Genomic DNA, 16258 nt, shown 5'->3' on the forward strand with positions numbered 1-16258 from the left:
CCCCGAGAACCCCCGTACACAGGGGTGAGATGAAATTCTTACTCGGCCTCGGCCTCGGTGGCCTCGGTGGCGTCGGCGACGGTCGCCAGCTCCTCGGCGGAGACCTCCTCGGCCTCTTCGGCCGGGTTGCCGAACATCTCGGCGGTGTCCACGGTGTTGCCGGCGGTGTCGGTGACGGCGGCCTGGACCACGACACCGGCGAGGGCCTTACCGCGACGCACGTCGGCGAAGACGGCGCCGAGCTGGCCGGCCTGCTGGATCTGCTGGATGAACTGGTCCGGGCTCATGCCGTAGCGCTGCGCCTGGAAGATGATCCGCTCGTACAGCTCGTCCTGGCCGACCTGGGTGTTCTCGGCCTCGGCGACGGCGTCCAGCAGCAGCTGGGTCTTGACCGACTTCTCGGCGGCCTGCTTGGTGTCGGCCTTGAACTCCTCGAGCGAGGAGCCCTGCGCCTCGAGCGCCTCGGCCAGCTTGGCCTCGTCGTGGTCGAAGCCGTGGACGGCGTCGTGCTCGACGGCGTCGATCTCGGCCTTGACGACGCCCTCGGGCAGCGGGATCTCGACGGTCTCGAGCAGCTGCTCGAGCACCTTGTCGCGGATCTCGCCGGCCTGGGTGACCTTCTTGACGCGCTCGACGCGGGTCTTGAGGTCTTCCTTCAGCTCGTCGATGGTGTCGAACTCGCTGGCCAGCTGGGCGAACTCGTCGTCGGCCTCGGGCAGCTCGCGCTCCTTGACCGACTGCACGGTCACGGTGATGACGGCTTCCTTGCCCGCGTGCTCACCGGCGACCAGCTTGGAGGTGAAGTCCTTGGACTCGCTCTCCTTGAGGCCGATCAGGGTCTCGTCCAGGCCCTCGATGAGCTGGCCGGAGCCGACCTCGTGGGACAGGCCGGTGGTGGAGGCCTCCTCGACGGCCTCGCCGTCGACGGTGGCGGACAGGTCGATGGAGACGAAGTCGCCGTTCTCGATGGCCCGCTCGACCGCGGTCAGGGTGCCGAAGCGCTGACGCAGCGACTGCAGCTGCTCGTCGATGTCGGCGTCGGTGATCTCGATCGGGTCGACCTCGACCTTGATGTTCGAGAAGTCCGGCAGGGTGATCTCCGGGCGGATGTCGACCTCGGCGGTGAAGGCCAGCTCCTGGCCGTCCTCGATCTTGGTGATCTCGATCTCCGGCTGACCGATGACCTTCACCTCGGTCTCGATCACGGCTTCGCTGTAGCGCTTGGGCAGCACGTCGTTGACGACCTGCTCCAGCACGGCGCCACGGCCGACACGGGCCTCGAGAAGCTTGGCCGGCGCCTTGCCCGGACGGAAGCCGGGGATACGGATCTGCTGCGCGAGAGCCTTGTAGGCGCGGTCGAAGTCCGGCTTGAGCTCCTCGAAGGGCACCTCGACATTGATGCGGACCCGAGTCGGGCTCAGCTGCTCGACGGTGCTCTTCACGGACATGCTCCTTGTTCGTTGTTCATGGTTGACGTCTAGGTTCCCCCCGAACGCATCCCGACCAGGTTAGTTGACGGCCCGGGGGGCCGTGTAACCGGTCGTCGCGCAGGGGGCGCCCGCATGCCGCACAGCGCACCGGGGCGGCCGGTCGGTGGACCGGTCGCCCTGGTACTGGCGGTTTATCTCAGCTACCGACCTTGACGGCGTCGGTCACGAAGACCAGCGTCTCGCCCGGCTTCATGCCGCTCGGCGGGCGGTCGCCGTAGCCCAGGGCGGGCGGGATGATGAGCAGCCGGCGGCTGCCCTCCTGGATGCCGACCAGGCCCTGGTCCCAGCCCTTGATGACCTGGCCCGCGCCCAGCGTGAGGGGCAGCGGCTTGCCGCGGTCGAAGGAGCTGTCCAGCTTCTTCTGGTTGGACCAGGTGATCAGCGTGTAGTTGGTGCTCAGCTTGTCCCCGGCCTTGGCCTCGGGGCCACTGCCCACGACCAGATCCTTGGTGATGAGCTCCTTGGGCGGATCGCAGTCGGCGGGCAGCGTGATGGTCGGCGCGGTGCCGAAGCCGCCGTCCACCTTGATGTCCTCGGCGGTGCACTCGCGGCCCTTGCTCGCGGCCGTGGTGGCGGCCGCGCTGGTCGAGGCGGCGGCGGTCGTCGTCGTGGTCGACGACGCCTTGTTGTCGCTGCTGCCGCCGCAACCGGCCGCCAGCATCGTGGCGGCCGCGACCGCACCGATCACACCGACCTTGCCCACCAAGCGCATTCCCGCTCCTGTCCGTCGAGTCCGGTTGCCGCACAGATTGCGACGCCGCGCCGAACCTACACGGCTTCGGGCGGTCGAGCCGGTCGGGGCGCGCCCGCAAGGGTTTCGGCGGAGCGCCGGGCGTGGTCAGCGGGCGCTGACGAGGATGGCGTACTGGGCCGCGGCCATCTGGTGGACGGCCGATTCGGTGGGGCCGGACACCGAGGCCAGATAGCGACCGTCCAGTACAAGGCAGGTGAATTCGTTGTGCGCCGCGGCATCGGCATCGCGCAGGCAGACGGCTTCCGGAACGCCGTCGGGCGCGGATGCGACGGTTCGGGTGGCGGTCGGCTCCGAGAGCCGCCGCAGCGCGTGCCGTGCGCTGACGGCGTCGGAAAAACGCAGCAGCCGTGTGGAATCCGTGATGGCCGCGGCCTGCACCCCGAGGCTGTCCTCACCGGGACGGTCGATCAGCAGCCCGGCGACGACCGGGCCGTAGACGACTCCGGTGGCGCGCCGCGGCCCGCCCCAGCCCGCGATGAGGCCGTATTCGTCCTGGAACAGCGTGGGATACGGCCAGTGCCCGGGCTGGGCGGGCAGCAGGCGCGACAGCATGCCGTCCGGGTCGAGGGTCAGCGCCGGGAGCGCCTCGGGCGCGGTGGCCGTGAAGGCCTCCAGCCGTGGGAGTTCCGCGTCGAAGGCGCGAGCGGCGAGGGTCTTCATGGCGGCGCGGTCGGTGGTGCGATCGACGATGAAGAGGCTCACGACGTAGGGTCCGTGGGCGAGCGTCACAGCCATGGTCGGAACCCTCGGACGCCAATGCCCGTGTGTCGCGAAATATTCGGTGAACGGGACCGTGACATTGTCGCGGTTGACCGCGGCGTCGGCGGCGGCGATCTCGCGGGCGGTGTCGATGGCCGCCATGGGGTCACGCATGCGCAGCACCGTGATCCGCAGTCCGGTGGCCGCGCCCTCCGTCGGGCTGCCGCTCGGGTCGTCGGTGCCGCCGATGCTGAATCCGGCCAGCATGCCGTGCGCGGTGAGGGTCGGCCGGGTCGCCTCGGCGAGGATGCCGACCGCGTCCGTCGGCGTCGGCACCGGGATGGCCGAGAGCCGGGACAGGGTGGGGTCGACGTCGCGCGGCGAGACGACGGCGTCGGCCATGCGCACCGATTCCAGCAGCCGCGCATAGGTTTCGCCGGTGCCCCCGGGCGCCGCGAGTGGCCGGCCGCTGTAGCCGCCCAGATCCAGGGAGCGCAGTTCCGGTGTGGCCGCCCGCGGTGCGCCCGCGATGGCGCAGGCGCTGACCAGCACCGCGACGGACACCAGTGGAAGTCGTCCGGCATTCCCTCGCCGGTTCGTCGGATCACCTCGGCGCATACCGCCACCCCCGTAGCCGCTTGATTTCGAGTGTGGGCGCACCGATTACCCGCGGCAACCGGTTATCGGGACATCGCGACCGGTCCGTGACAATTCGGGCCCGCCGCAACGGCTTCCGTAGACGGAAAAGTGTTTGCGACCGCCCATGGCCTACGGGAGCATCTCAGGATGCTGGTGACGATCTCTTGTACGCGCCCCGTGGGAGCCGAGTGGCCCGCCACCGATCTGGGGTACCTGCTGCACAAGAATCCTTCGCGCAGACAGACTTTCGAGCAGTCCTACGGTGTCGCGCACGTCCTCTACCCGGAGGCGAGCGACGACCGCTGCACCGTGGCGCTGCTGCTGGAGATCGACCCCGTACAGTTGGTGCGCGGAAAGCACAAGGGCACACCGGATTTCAGCCTCGGCCAGTACGTGAACGACCGGCCGTACGCGGCGTCGTCGCTGCTGTCCGTGGCGATCTCGACCGTGTTCGGCACCGCGCTGCACGGCCGCTGCGCCCAGCGCCCGGAGCTGACCGAGACGCCCCTGGACCTGCGCATCGAACTTCCGGCGGTCCCGTGCAAGGGCGGTCCCGAGTACGCCGAGCGCGTCTTCGCGCCGCTCGGCTGGACGGTCGTGGCCACTCCCCTACCGTTGGATCCGGCCTTTCCGGAGTGGGGCGACTCTCACTACGTCCGGATCGAACTCACCGGCACGCTGCGCCTGGCCGACGCGCTGGCCCATCTGTACGTCCTGCTGCCCGTCCTCGACGGCAGCAAGCACTACTGGCTGGACGCCGCCGAGATCGACAAGCTCCTGCGCTTCGGTGCGGGCTGGCTCACCGGCCACCCGGAACGCGAATGGATCACCCGCCGCTATCTGACGCGCCGCCACACCCTGGTCCGCGCCGCTCTGGCCCGCCTGGCCGAACTGGACGACGCAGCCCCGGAAGAGCTCGACGCGATCGAGGCGGATGCCGACGACGACGCGGCGGATGCCGCCGCTGAAGCGACGGGCGATGCCGCTGCTGGAAGCGGTGGCGACGCGACCGAGTCGGCCGAGACCGAGGAGCGCGCCCCGTCACTGGCGGTGCTGCGCCGCGCCGCCGTGCATAGGGCCGTGCTGGCGACCGGGGCGAGCCGGGTGCTCGATCTCGGATGCGGTCAGGGCGCGCTGCTGCTGGAGCTGGCGGCGGACCGGGCGTTCGGCGAGATCGTCGGCATCGATGTCTCGATGCGCGAGTTGAAGATCGCGGCGCGACGGGTGCGGCGACTGCCGGAGTGGCAGGCGCGGCGGGTCACGGTCCGGCAGGGCGCCCTGACCTACACCGACGCCTCGCTGAAGGGGTATGACGCGGCGGTGCTCATGGAGGTGATCGAGCACGTCGACGCCACCCGGTTGCGGGCGTTGGAGCAGGCGGTGTTCGGGGCGGCGACCCCGGGCGCGGTGGTCGTGACCACGCCGAACAGCGAGTTCAACGTCCGCTACGACGGTCTGGCCGCGGGTGCGTTCCGGCATTCGGATCACCGATTCGAGTGGACCAGGGCAGAATTCGCGGACTGGGCACACCGGGTCGGTGCGGCGTACGGATATGCCGTGCGCTTCGAGCCGGTGGGGCCTGTGGATGCGGAAGTGGGGGCCTCGACACAGATGGCTGTGTTCACCAGGAACAACGGGTTCACCGAGAACCACGACGGCGACGAGAAGGGAGCCGCGTAATGGCAGAACTGTCCGTCCCGGCGCTGTCGCTGGTCGTCTTGATCGGCAGCAGCGGTTCGGGCAAGTCCACGTTCGCGCACAAGCATTTCCGGTCGACGGCGGTGCTGTCCTCGGACGCCTATCGCGGCCTGGTCAGCGATGACGAGGCCGATCAGTCGGCCACGGCGGCCGCGTTCGAGTTGCTGCACCACGTGGCGGGCGTGCGGCTGCGGCGCGGCCTGCGCACGGTCATCGACGCCACCAATGTGCAGCCCAAGGCGCGGCAGTCGCTGGTGGAGCTGGCGCGCGCCCACGACGTGCTGCCGGTGGCGATCGTGCTGGACGTCCCCGAGAACGTCTGCGTGCAGCGCAATGCCCAGCGGGTGGACCGCGCGGATCTGGGCCCGCACGTGGTCGGCCGCCACCAGCGCGACCTGAAACGTTCGCTGAAGTTCCTGGAGCGCGAGGGTTTCCGCACCGTGCACGTGCTGCGCGGCGCGGAAGAGGTCGAGGCGGCGACCATCCGCGACGAACGGCTGTGGAACGACCGGACCGATCTCACCGGCCCGTTCGACGTGATCGGCGACGTGCACGGGTGCCGGAGCGAACTGGAGACGCTGCTGGGCGAGCTCGGCTACGTCCTGACCCGCGACGACGCGGATCGCCCGGTGGACGCCCGCCACCCCGACGGCCGCACCGCGGTGTTCGTCGGCGACCTGGTCGACCGCGGCCCCGATACCCCGGGCGTGCTGCGCCTGGTGATGGGCATGGTGGCGTCCGGGAACGCCCTGTGCGTCACCGGCAACCACGAGTTCAAACTGGTGCGCGCCCTCGACGGCCGCCGCGTCACGGTGAAGCACGGCCTGGCCGAGTCGCTGGCGCAGCTGGAGGCCGAGGACGCCGAATTCCGCAAGGCCGCACAGGAATTCATGCGCGGTCTGGTCAGCCACTATGTGCTCGACGGCGGCGACCTGGTGGTCGCGCACGCCGGCCTGAAGGAGGAGTACCAGGGCCGTACCTCGGGCCGGGTGCGCGAGTTCGCCATGTACGGCGAATCCACCGGCGAGACCGACGAATACGGGCTGCCGGTGCGCTACCCGTGGGCCAACGACTATCGCGGCAAGGCGCTGGTGTTGTACGGCCACACGCCGATGACCGAACTGGTGTGGGTGAACAACACCCTGTGCCTGGACACCGGCGCGGTGTTCGGCGGCCGACTGACCGCCTTGCGCTACCCGGAGCGGGAGCCGGTATCGGTTGCGGCCGAACAGGTCTGGTTCGAGCCGGTGCGCCCGCTGCAGGCCGCCACCTTCGCCACGGGTGAGGCCGTGGTGCGGCGGGATCCGGGCGTCCTGGACCTCGACGACGTGCTGGGCCGCCGGGTGGTGGAGACCCGCCACCTGGGCCGGGTCACCGTGCGGGAGGACGCCGCGAGCGCCGCGCTCGAGGTGATGAGCCGCTTCGCCGTGGATCCGCGCTGGCTGGTGTACCTGCCGCCGACCATGTCCCCGTGCGCCACCTCCACTCTGGACGGCTATCTCGAGCATCCTGCCCAGGCCTTCGAGTACTACCGCTCCGAGGGCGTGGACACCGTGGTGTGCGAGGAGAAGCACATGGGTTCGCGTGCGGTGGTGGTGGTTTCGCGGTCGGTCGAGACGGCCCGCGACCGGTTCGGCGTCGAGGACGGCAGCACGGGCGCGGTGTACACCCGCACCGGCCGCCCCTTCTTCGACGATCCGTCGCGGACGGAGACCCTGCTCGCCCGGGTGCGCGCGGCGGCCGAAACCGCCGGGCTGTTCGAGGAATTGGGCACCGACTGGCTGCTGCTGGACACCGAGCTGCTGCCGTGGTCGGCCAAGGCGCTGGGGCTGTTGCGCTCCCAGTACGCGGCGGTCGGCGCGGCGGCCCGCGCCTCGCTCGCCGACGCCGCGGCCGTCTTGGCGGCCGCGGCCGAAAGAGGCGTGGAGGTAGGCGATCTCGCCACGCGCACCACCGCGCGCCTCGAGGACGCCGACGCCTTCACCGCCGCCTACGGCCGCTACTGCTGGGCCACCGACGGCCTGGAGGGCGTGCGTCTGGCCCCGTTCCAGCTGCTGGCCGCCTCGGGCGCGAATTACGCCGGGCGCGACCACACCTGGCACCTGGAGCGCGCCGACCGCCTGATCGCGGCCGACCCGGAGCTCTTCACCGCGACGGCCCGCCGCGTGGTGGACCTGTCCGCCCCGGAGGCCGAGGCCGCCGCCACGGCCTGGTGGACCGAGATGACGGCGGCGGGCGGCGAGGGCATGGTGGTCAAGCCGCTGGGCTCGCTGGTGTCCGGCACCGGCACCCGCAGTGGCAGACCGGTGCAGCCGGGCGTGAAATGCCGTGGGCCGGAATACCTGCGGATCATCTACGGCCCGGAGTACCTGCGCCCGGATCAGCTGGACCGGTTGCGACAGCGCGGGCTCGGCGGCAAACGGTCCATGGCCCTGCGCGAGTACGCGCTGGGTCTGGAGGCCCTGGACCGGTTCGTCGCCCAGGAGCCGCTGTGGCGGGTGCACGAGGCGGTGTTCGCGATCCTCGCGCTCGAGACCGAGCCGGTGGACCCGCGACTGTGAGTGGCGTCGCGTGGCACGCACTCGCGTGCCCCGCGACGTGCTCAGCCCAACTGGTCGCGGAGGCGGTCCAGGTAGGGCCGCTGCCCCTTGCCGAGCTTCTCGTACGCGGTGTCGAGGTCGAACCAGTCGGCGCGGTCGATCTCCGGGAATTCCGCCATGCGCCCGGAGCGCGGGGGCCATTCCATTTCGAAGGTCCCGGGCACGACCCGCGCCGGGTCGAGATCGGCTTCCACGGCCCAGACCGTGAGTTGTTTCCTGCCCCGGCCACTCCCGTATTCGACCTCGCCGAGCGCGATCCACTCGCCGTCCGGCACCGGCAATCCGAGTTCTTCGTCGAATTCGCGCCCGGCGGCCTCGCGCGCGGATTCCTCGGCGGGCTCGTATTCACCCTTGGGGATGGACCAGGCGGAGGCGTCCTTCTTCGCCCACAGCGGGCCGCCCATGTGCCCGAGCAGCACTTCGAGGCTGGTGGTGCGGCGGAAGAGCAGGACACCGGCGCTGTATCGGAGGCTCATGCAGAGGAGTTTGCCGAATCGGCGGCGCGGGGCACACTTCGGGCACTATGGTGAGCCACACTGCGGCAACCCGGACGTTGGGGATCATTTCCCGATAACGGACGAATAATTCCCAGCGTGGCCTCTTGCGCCCGAAACCTGTTCGGCACCATCGAATTCCATTAAGCTCCTGGGTTCGTATCGCCCCACACCTGTTGACGGATTGGATACCGCATGCAGTTCCGCAGCGCCGCCGCGGCTACCACCCTGGTGATCGGAGCCTTTGTCACCCCGGCAGTCCTACCCCTGGCAACCGTCCCGGCGAACGCCCAGCCCGCCGACGCCCCCGGCCTCGCCTACTCGACCAAGCTGGTGAACGGCGCGGTGGTCACCACCCTCAAGGGTGGCACCTTCGAGCTGACCCAGGGCCCGGACGTCGTGAACGTGAAGGACGGCGACGGCAAGGTGCTGCTGACACTGCCGCTGGCATTTCATCTGGGGCAGGCCGACATCCCGGTCCAGCCGGAGGTGCAGAAGGACGGCACCGTCCTGTCCCTCACCCCCGTGAAGCCCGAGGGAGTGTCGCTGTCGCAGCCGCTGGCCGTGAAACCCGTTGCCTCGCAACTGGAGAACGACCGCGCCATGAACAACTTCAGCAGCCAGTTCGGCCTGGCCACCACCATCGGCACCTTCGTCGGCACCGCCATCGGCGCGACCATCGGCTGCGTGGCCACGCTGGCGCTGGGCTGCCTGCCGGGCTTCATGACCGGCGCGACCGTCGGCGGCATCATCGGCTCCATCGCCGTGGGCGGACCCACCCTCATCGCGAATGGCATCGACCTGCTCACCACCATGCAGGCGGCCGACGGCACCACCAAGTGGGCCGACAAGACCACGACCGCGCCGATTCCGGCCGCCCCGGCGCAGCCCGCCGAGCCCGCCAACTGATCCTCAGGCCCGCGGAATCGGAACCCGCCACGCCAGCGCGGTTCCGCGCCCGCCGAGTCCCGGCCGGAGCTCGAGCGCGCCGCCGAGTTCGGCGGCGCGTTCGGCGATATTGCGCAAACCGCCCCGCCGGGGCGCAGCGCCGACGCCGATACCGTTGTCCGCCACCGTGATTCGCAGCTCCCCATCGGCGGCGTGCACGGCCACGTCGATGCGGGTGGCGTCCGCGTGCCGGACCGCGTTGGACAGCGTCTCGCGCAGTACCGCCTGCGCCTGCCGCGCGACCTCGCCCGGCACCAGGCTGTCGATAGGTCCGTCCTGCCGCAGATTCGGCGCGAAGCCCAGGTGCTCGGCGGCGGTGGACACCAATTCGGCGATATCGCCACGCAATCCGCCCCGGCCGCCGGCGGCGGACCGGAGCGAGAAGATGGTGGCCCGGATCTCCTGGATGGTGTCGTCCAGATCGGCGACCACGCGTTCGAGGCGGTCCCCGATCTCGGGTGTGGGACGCATCCGCAGCGCATCCTGGAGTGCCCGACCGGACGCGTCGATGCGCTGGATGACCGAGTCGTGCAGATCGCGCGCGATCCGGTCGCGATCCTCCATGACCGCGATCATGGCCGAATCCCGCTGCCGCTGTACGGCATCGCGCTGCACCTGGTCGTTCATCCGGACATTGGTGATCTTCACGGCGGCGATCACGGCGAGCGCCTCGATCATCCGCTCGTCCTCGTCGCTGAACGGCCCGCCGCGCTTATTGGTGAAATACAGGTCCCCGAGGACGGTGTCGCGATAACGCACCGGCACCCCGAGAAAGCTGCGCATGCCCGGATGCCCGGCGGGCCAGCCCTCGAAGGCCGGGTGCTTGGTGAGATCGGCCAGCCGCACGGGGTGATCGCCGGACAGCACGAGGCCGAGCAGCCCCCGCCCCCGCGGCCAGTGCCCGATGCGGCGAATCGTCTCCTCGTCCATGCCGACCGCGATGAAGCGCGCCGGCCGCCGCTCGCCGCCCCCGTCATCGGCTTCCAGCAAACCCAGCGCACCGTATTCGGCGTCGACCAGCCGGGCCGCCGCCGTAACCAGCTGGTGCAGCACGAGTTCCACGTCGATGGCGGAGACCACCGTATACACGGCCTCGACGAGCGCGTGTAGCCGTTCCCGGGAGGCGTTCAGCTCACGCACCTCATCCGGGACGACACCCCACCGCTCTTCGGACATGCGCAAAGGCTACCCACGAGCAATGGCGGGATGTGTTTCTCTCGGACCGGGTGTCGCGGCGGAGAACCTCCGCCGCGCCCACGGCGACGACCGGGCCGACGGGGTGCGCCGACTAGACCCGCAGGCCGTCGACCAGTGCCAGCACCGCGGGTTCGGTTCGGGTGCGGGCGGATTCGGGGTCGTCGGAGTTGGCGATGAACATGGCGGCCTCGCCGAGGGCGGACAGGATCATCAGCGACAGCGGCCGGATGTCGAGATCGGCGCGCAGCTGCCCGGTCTGCATGCCGGATTGCAGGCCGGCGACGATCAGGCCGAGGCCGTACTTCTCGTCGACCTCACGCCACTCCTGCCAGCCGAGCACCGCGGGGGCGTCGATGAGGGTGATGCGAACGCGTTCGGGGTCGACGCAGGAGAGCAGGAAGTTGTGCAGGCCCGCCTCCAGCACGGCCATGGCGTCGGTGGGCGGGGCCTCGGCCATGGTCTCGGCGACCTGCTGCAGGATCGCCTGCTGTTCCTGCTCGTAGACCGCGCGAAACAGGTCCTTCTTGTCCTTGAACTGGTGGTACAGCGCGCCGCGGGAGCTGCCCGCCCGCTCCACGATCTCGGGCGTGCTGACCGCGGCGTACCCGCGTTCGGCGAACAGTTCGCGCGCTGCGGCCATCAGGTTCGCGCGGGTCGACTCGGATCGTTCGGCTTGCCTGATCATCGACGCCTTTCTGAGCGGGTAGGTGGATCGTAACGCCGAATCATTGAAAACAGGCAGCCTGTTTGTTAGTTTGAGAAGGTCTTCACCATCTCCGCTCCAGAGGGAGTCCTACAGATGACGAACACCATCTCCCCCCAATCCCCCGCGGCCTGGCGCGATCCGGCACTGGGCGCCCGCCGCGAACTCGCGCTCCCGCAGGGCACGCTGCCCGTCTTCGACAGCGGCAGTGGCGATCCCATCGTTTTCGTGCACGGACTGCTGGTCAACGCCAACCTGTGGCGCAAGATCATCCCCGCCTTCTCCGGCGAATACCGCTGCGTGGCAATCGATCTCCCGTTCGGGTCGCACACCACGGCCATGACCGACGCGGACCTGACCCCACCCGGCCTGGCCGAACTGGTCATCGCTGCCATCGAGGAGCTCGATCTGGGCCCGGTCACCCTGGTGGGCAACGACTCCGGCGGCGCGGTCAGCCAGCTGGTGCTCGCCGCCCGCCCCGATCTCGTCGCCCGGCTGGTGCTGACCTCCTGCGACGCGTACGAGAACTTCCCGCCGTCGTTCTTCGACTACCTGGGCCTGGCGGCCCGCACCCCGGGCGCGCTCACCTCGCTGGCCGTGACCATGCGGCTGCGGCCCGTCCGCCGCCTGCCCATCGCCTACGGCTGGCTGGCCCGCCGCCCCATCGACCGCGCGGCCAGCGACTCCTACGCGCTACCGGTCGGCGCGAAGGGCATCCGCGCGGACGTCCGGCGCGCGATCACCGGCCTCGATCGCCAGTACACCCTGTCCGCCGCACGGACTTTCGCGGACTTCAAGAACCCGGTGCTGCTGGCCTGGTCGGCGGGTGACCGCTTCTTCCCGGAGCGGTACGCCGAGCGATTGGCCGTCGACTTCCCGGACGCGCGCATCGAGTGGATCCACGATTCGGGCACCTTCTCACCCGAGGATCAGCCCGAACAGCTGATCCAGGCGATCCGGGTCTTCCTGAACGATCAGAAGTCGCCGCCGTCGAATCCGCCGAAATCGCCGAAATCGGTGCCGCCGCCGAAGTCCTGACCACCGAAGTCCTGGGTGCCGGGGTCGTAGCCGCCCTGGTCATAGCCACCCTGGTCGTAGGAGTCCTGGTCCGAGCCGCCGTCGGCATATCCGCCGTCGGCATATCCGCCGTCGGCGGCGTCGAGGCCGTCCTGATAGCCGTCGCCGTAACCACTTTCGAAGGCGGCAGCGTCATAACCGACGCCGGACATGCCGCTGAACAGAGCATTGAACAGTAGTGCGGACCCGACGCCCCAGGCGCCGGCGACCAGGGCGGTCTTCCACCACGGCTCGGAGTACCAACCGGCAGGTACCGGCCGGCCCGCGACCCGGCCACCCGGGTAGTAGTTCGGTGTGGCCGGCGACGGCGTGGGCGAGGCCTCGACTCGGCGCCCCTCGAATTCGATGGCCCGATCCTCGGTCACCCGACCCGCGGTGCGCTGCCCGTCCAGTTCGGGCACGGCCGGGCCCGGATCCATTCCCATGGCGGTGCGGGCCGCGCGCACGTAGTACAGCCCTTCGAGCGCCGTCTCTTTCGCGAGCCGCGCCTGCGCGGCGGTCCCGGCCCGCTCGATCTGCGCGCCCGCGGCGTTGAATCGCTCCCCCGCGTCGGCGAGCGCCTGCTTGGAGGCGTCGTCACTGCCGGTGAGGTTGTAGACCTGGCCGCCCAGACGCTCGATCACCCGGCGCGCGTCCGCCTTGGCATCGGCCAGTTCGGTCCCGGCCCGCGAGCGTTGCCCGCGATTGACCGCGACCACGGCCAGCAGCACGACGACGATGATCAGCAGGAGAACGGCGACGGTAGACACGCGACCAGCCTACGCGGCAATATTCGCCAGACAGTTGCTACTCGCTCTGAGCTCGCTGAATCCTCGGCCTATCCGGCTACCGCCGCGAAGCGGGTCGTATGACCGGCTGGATCAACCTCCTCTTCGTCCGGCTCCGACACCGCGAACTGTCGTTTGCCAGCGGTTTTCGCCGAGTACATGGCCCGATCCGCACTGCGCAACAGGTCCGAGAAATCGCACTCGCGACCGGGCGGGCAGAACGCGGTGCCGACACTCGCCGACGCGGGCACGAATCCGGCGGCCGTGGGCACCGGCTCGCACAGCGCCGCCAGCACCCGCATGGCCAGCTCACTGAGCGAATTGCGGCGCGCGGGCAGCGCCACCACGAACTCGTCACCGCCGTAGCGGGAGATCACCGTCTCCGGCGGGCAGGCCGCCCGCAGCCGCTGCGCGATGCTGACCAGCACCTCGTCACCGACGGTGTGGCCGTAGTTGTCGTTGATCGCCTTGAAATCGTCCAGGTCGATGAGTAGCAGCCCGACACCGCGCGCCGGATCGGCGGCCATCACCCGCACCCGCTCCTGCAGCAGCGAGCGGTTGGCCAGATCGGTGAGCGCGTCGTGGGTGGCCTCGTGCCGCAGCCGGGTCTGCAGGGCCGCGATCTCCTGCACCCGCACCGACACCGCCTCGGACAGGCTGCGCTCCTGCTGGACCAGGGCGCGCTGCTGCAGCGCCTCGGCGTAGGCGTCGATGGCCTGGCTGGCGATGAACGACCAGCGGGTGGCGATCAGCGATCCGCGCACGCCCGGCGCGAGCCCGAGCAGCGCGCGGCTGGCGGGGGCGAGCATGCGGGTGCGCTCGAACGGGGCGTCGGCCAGGCTGCGGCCGATCCGGCGGGCCGAGCGCACCGGAAACGGTTCGGAGCCCGCCAATTCCAGCAGTTCGTCGATGACGCCGCCGAAGATGCGCTCGAGGTCAGCGGAGGGAACGCTGGGCGCCTGGCCCAGCGCGGCGCTGCTCGCGCCGGGGTGCACCGACCGCACCCATTCCCGGATGGTCGCCGCCACGATGGCGGAGGTTCGGGTATCGAGACGGATGGGCATGCGCGCTCACCCTGCGTACGTGATGCCAGGACCGGCGTGCGCGCCGGTCACGCCCTTCGGATCGAACTCACTACTACGCGGTCGGCCACACCAGTGGTGCATGCTCACCGCCCCCTTTCCAGATACCCCCGTCCGGACAAAAAGGATCCTAGCAAGCCACCCGACATCGAAAACCCCTGATTCAGAACAGGTTCCCACTGTCTCGCGAATGGCGATCGGATGTCTCATCGCTGGCCGAGCTCCGGTGTTACACCCGATTTCGGCATGTTTTCCGCGACGCGCCGGAGCCCGGTCCCGACCGGCCGCGACGTGCGGAGACGCGACCTGATTGGCATTCCGGGAGTGAGGTTCGGTACAGTGCTGACGCACACGGCATCCACGGATGCGGTGACTGCGGGTGTAGTTCAATGGTAGAACCTCAGCCTTCCAAGCTGATGGTGCGGGTTCGATTCCCGTCACCCGCTCTTTCCCGTTCTGCGGGAGCGTCGGTCCGACGCGCAACGGGGTGTAGCGCAGCTTGGTAGCGCATCCGCTTTGGGAGCGGAGGGTCGCAGGTTCAAATCCTGTCACCCCGACCATCTTTCGAGCCGCTTCACTCCGATTTCACTGGTAGAAGCGGACAATTCACTCCACTCGCACGGCGATCGTGGCGCGTCGCGCCGTCCGCCGTCGCGGCTGTGTCCCCTCTCTCTCATCGCTCGGGTGTGTCGAGTCACCCGGAAGCCGGCTTCCGGTAACCGGATGTTGTGCCTCCGTTTGCTCTGTGTTATCGATTTACGGTGCTGGTCGACGACAAGACGAACGTTTCCGGCTCGGTGCTGTCCGGCCGCGAGACCCGTTCTCGACTCGTCCCGGCCGCCGGGCTGTGTGTCGCGGTGCTTTTGCTGGCCATCGCGCAGGCGTGGGCCTCCGCCCACGGCGTGATGGGACCGCTGCGCAGCCTGATCGACGACTACTTCGCCAATCCGCAGTCGGCGGCGGTGTCGTGGGCCGGACTCGGGCTCGCCTGCATCGGGGTGCCCGCGCGCACGCGCGTGATCGCGCTGGTTGCCGCGGGAGTGCTGGACCTGCTGACCTTGGGGCTGCAGATGGCCTGCGGCTGGCATGTGTCGATCGGCACCGGGCCGACCCTCGCACTCACCGCGCTGACGATGGTCGTGCTCCGATGGGAGGGTGAGCGTCGCCGGACCGCCTTGCAGGCCATCGCGTTCGGCGTGTTGCTCGTCATGGCGTCCAAACTCGCCGACACCTGGCTGATGGTGAGCATCGTCGCCGGGTCGCGGGTGCTCGATCAGTACGTGCAGCTCGCGGATCGCGCGCTGGGGGAACCGGCGTGGGTGGTCGGGCGCCTGCTGGACACGCTCGGTCCGATCCCCTCACATGTACTGCATGTCGTCTATATCCAATTGCCGGTGGCGGCGGTGGTCGTGGCCGTGTGGCAGTTGCGTCACGTGTCGACGAGTTCGTGGCCGCGGCACCACCTGGTGCGAACGTTCTTGCTGCTGGGCGTGATCGGGCCGCTCGGGTACGTGCTGTTCCCGGTGGTCGGGCCGGTGTTCGCGTACGGGCCGCTCGGGCACGGACTGGAGATCGGGGACTGGCCGCAGGTGTGGCCGGCGTTCACCACCGATCCGCAGCCGATGCTGTTCGACTCCGAGACGGCCCGCAACTGCATGCCGTCCATGCACACCGCGTGGGCGACCGCGTTGTTCATCCACTCCCGCCGCGGGCCGCGATGGCTGCGCTGGTCGGGCACGTTCTGGCTGGTGTGCACGCTGCTGGCGACGCTCGGATTCGGCTACCACTACGGCAGTGATCTGGTCGCGGGCGCGGTGCTGTGCATGACCGTGGAGTCGGCGCTGCGCGATCCCGAACGCGGGTGGCAGCATCCGCGTGTCCGCATGGTGTCGCTCGGCGCGGCGGTACTCGCCGGATTGTTGCTGGCCTATCGGTTCCTGGCCAACACCATGGCCGCGTATCCGGTCGTCGCGGGGGCGGTGGTGCTGGGCTCGCTGGCGGCCGTAGCGTTCCTCTTCTACGCGACCTGGTTCGCGCGTCCGGGCAGCCGGTTGGCGCACTGGGGAGGCCGAACACCCGTCGACGGATTTGCCGTCGATTAACCACTCCC

Annotated in this window: 13 protein-coding genes and 2 tRNA genes; 7 read left to right on the plus strand and 8 right to left on the minus strand. The window is 69.7% G+C overall.

The features are described 5' to 3' along the window. Window positions 1-38: 38 nt before the first annotated feature. The 3 genes from tig to ACFV4K_RS00015 all read right to left on the minus strand — a co-directional run bounded on the left by tig (window position 39) and on the right by ACFV4K_RS00015 (window position 3507). Window positions 39-1442: a trigger factor gene (gene tig, locus ACFV4K_RS00005; RefSeq protein WP_379270729.1), complete on the minus strand. Its 1404-nt coding sequence runs from the start codon at window positions 1440-1442 to the stop codon at window positions 39-41. Window positions 1443-1626: 184 nt separating this feature from the next. Beyond that, window positions 1627-2202, minus strand: coding sequence for an FKBP-type peptidyl-prolyl cis-trans isomerase (locus ACFV4K_RS00010; protein WP_379270731.1), 576 nt, complete (start codon window positions 2200-2202; stop codon window positions 1627-1629). A 126-nt stretch (window positions 2203-2328) separates the two neighbouring features. Then, window positions 2329-3507 carry a hypothetical protein gene (locus ACFV4K_RS00015; RefSeq protein WP_379270733.1) on the minus strand — a complete coding sequence of 393 codons (1179 nt, stop codon included), beginning with the start codon at window positions 3505-3507 and terminating at the stop codon, window positions 2329-2331. Window positions 3508-3729: 222 nt separating this feature from the next. Between ACFV4K_RS00015 and ACFV4K_RS00020 the strand changes: the two genes are divergently transcribed. Both ACFV4K_RS00020 and ACFV4K_RS00025 read left to right on the plus strand, forming a co-directional pair. After that, on the plus strand, window positions 3730-5262 hold the full coding sequence (locus ACFV4K_RS00020) for a 3' terminal RNA ribose 2'-O-methyltransferase Hen1 (RefSeq protein WP_379270735.1): 1533 nt from the start codon (window positions 3730-3732) through the stop codon (window positions 5260-5262). Beyond that, a complete protein-coding gene (locus ACFV4K_RS00025; protein ID WP_379270737.1) occupies window positions 5262-7841 on the plus strand; it encodes a polynucleotide kinase-phosphatase in 2580 nt (859 codons plus the stop codon). Before ACFV4K_RS00020 ends, ACFV4K_RS00025 begins: the two co-directional genes overlap by 1 nt. A 41-nt stretch (window positions 7842-7882) precedes the next feature. On the opposite strand, the gene ACFV4K_RS00030 is transcribed toward ACFV4K_RS00025, so the two are convergent. Next, on the minus strand, window positions 7883-8356 hold the full coding sequence (locus tag ACFV4K_RS00030; RefSeq protein ID WP_379270738.1) for an NUDIX domain-containing protein: 474 nt from the start codon (window positions 8354-8356) through the stop codon (window positions 7883-7885). 213 nt (window positions 8357-8569) lie between these two features. Between ACFV4K_RS00030 and ACFV4K_RS00035 the strand changes: the two genes are divergently transcribed. Beyond that, window positions 8570-9283 carry a hypothetical protein gene (locus ACFV4K_RS00035; RefSeq protein WP_379270740.1) on the plus strand — a complete coding sequence of 238 codons (714 nt, stop codon included), beginning with the start codon at window positions 8570-8572 and terminating at the stop codon, window positions 9281-9283. A 3-nt stretch (window positions 9284-9286) separates the two neighbouring features. On the opposite strand, the gene ACFV4K_RS00040 is transcribed toward ACFV4K_RS00035, so the two are convergent. Continuing rightward, window positions 9287-10498, minus strand: coding sequence for a GAF domain-containing protein (locus ACFV4K_RS00040; RefSeq protein ID WP_379270741.1), 1212 nt, complete (start codon window positions 10496-10498; stop codon window positions 9287-9289). A 112-nt stretch (window positions 10499-10610) separates the two neighbouring features. Continuing rightward, window positions 10611-11204 carry a TetR/AcrR family transcriptional regulator gene (locus tag ACFV4K_RS00045; RefSeq protein ID WP_379270743.1) on the minus strand — a complete coding sequence of 198 codons (594 nt, stop codon included), beginning with the start codon at window positions 11202-11204 and terminating at the stop codon, window positions 10611-10613. Window positions 11205-11318: 114 nt separating this feature from the next. Between ACFV4K_RS00045 and ACFV4K_RS00050 the strand changes: the two genes are divergently transcribed. After that, a complete protein-coding gene (locus ACFV4K_RS00050) occupies window positions 11319-12260 on the plus strand; it encodes an alpha/beta fold hydrolase (protein WP_379270744.1) in 942 nt (313 codons plus the stop codon). On the opposite strand, the gene ACFV4K_RS00055 is transcribed toward ACFV4K_RS00050, so the two are convergent. Both ACFV4K_RS00055 and ACFV4K_RS00060 read right to left on the minus strand, forming a co-directional pair. Next, complete coding sequence (locus ACFV4K_RS00055) at window positions 12197-13048, minus strand: DUF1542 domain-containing protein (RefSeq protein WP_379270746.1); 852 nt, start codon at window positions 13046-13048, stop codon at window positions 12197-12199. The two genes, ACFV4K_RS00050 and ACFV4K_RS00055, sit on opposite strands and share 64 nt — an antisense overlap. Window positions 13049-13116: 68 nt before the next feature. Continuing rightward, on the minus strand, window positions 13117-14130 hold the full coding sequence (locus tag ACFV4K_RS00060; protein WP_357090265.1) for a GGDEF domain-containing protein: 1014 nt from the start codon (window positions 14128-14130) through the stop codon (window positions 13117-13119). Between the two features lie 393 nt (window positions 14131-14523). Between ACFV4K_RS00060 and ACFV4K_RS00065 the strand changes: the two genes are divergently transcribed. The 3 genes from ACFV4K_RS00065 to ACFV4K_RS00075 all read left to right on the plus strand — a co-directional run bounded on the left by ACFV4K_RS00065 (window position 14524) and on the right by ACFV4K_RS00075 (window position 16250). Beyond that, window positions 14524-14594: transfer RNA gene (locus tag ACFV4K_RS00065), tRNA-Gly, on the plus strand. 37 nt (window positions 14595-14631) lie between these two features. Next, window positions 14632-14708, plus strand: a tRNA-Pro gene (locus tag ACFV4K_RS00070). A 201-nt stretch (window positions 14709-14909) separates the two neighbouring features. Next, window positions 14910-16250: a phosphatase PAP2 family protein gene (locus tag ACFV4K_RS00075; RefSeq protein WP_379270748.1), complete on the plus strand. Its 1341-nt coding sequence runs from the start codon at window positions 14910-14912 to the stop codon at window positions 16248-16250. The last annotated feature ends 8 nt before the right edge of the window (window positions 16251-16258 follow it).

The sequence above is a fragment of the Nocardia sp. NPDC059764 genome (genome assembly GCF_042732555.1).
Lineage (GTDB): Bacteria > Actinomycetota > Actinomycetes > Mycobacteriales > Mycobacteriaceae > Nocardia.

Excerpts from the sequence above, each read along its gene's own strand:
- ACFV4K_RS00010 (WP_379270731.1), bottom strand. The coding sequence starts at position 2,202 with ATGCGCTTGGTGGGCAAGGTCGGTGTGATCGGTGCGGTCGCGGCCGCC.
- ACFV4K_RS00035 (WP_379270740.1), top strand. The coding sequence starts at position 8,570 with ATGCAGTTCCGCAGCGCCGCCGCGGCTACCACCCTGGTGATCGGAGCC.
- ACFV4K_RS00050 (WP_379270744.1), top strand. The coding sequence starts at position 11,319 with ATGACGAACACCATCTCCCCCCAATCCCCCGCGGCCTGGCGCGATCCG.
- ACFV4K_RS00030 (WP_379270738.1), bottom strand. The coding sequence starts at position 8,356 with ATGAGCCTCCGATACAGCGCCGGTGTCCTGCTCTTCCGCCGCACCACC.
- ACFV4K_RS00020 (WP_379270735.1), top strand. The coding sequence starts at position 3,730 with ATGCTGGTGACGATCTCTTGTACGCGCCCCGTGGGAGCCGAGTGGCCC.
- ACFV4K_RS00045 (WP_379270743.1), bottom strand. The coding sequence starts at position 11,204 with ATGATCAGGCAAGCCGAACGATCCGAGTCGACCCGCGCGAACCTGATG.
- ACFV4K_RS00040 (WP_379270741.1), bottom strand. The coding sequence starts at position 10,498 with ATGTCCGAAGAGCGGTGGGGTGTCGTCCCGGATGAGGTGCGTGAGCTG.
- ACFV4K_RS00025 (WP_379270737.1), top strand. The coding sequence starts at position 5,262 with ATGGCAGAACTGTCCGTCCCGGCGCTGTCGCTGGTCGTCTTGATCGGC.
- ACFV4K_RS00060 (WP_357090265.1), bottom strand. The coding sequence starts at position 14,130 with ATGCCCATCCGTCTCGATACCCGAACCTCCGCCATCGTGGCGGCGACC.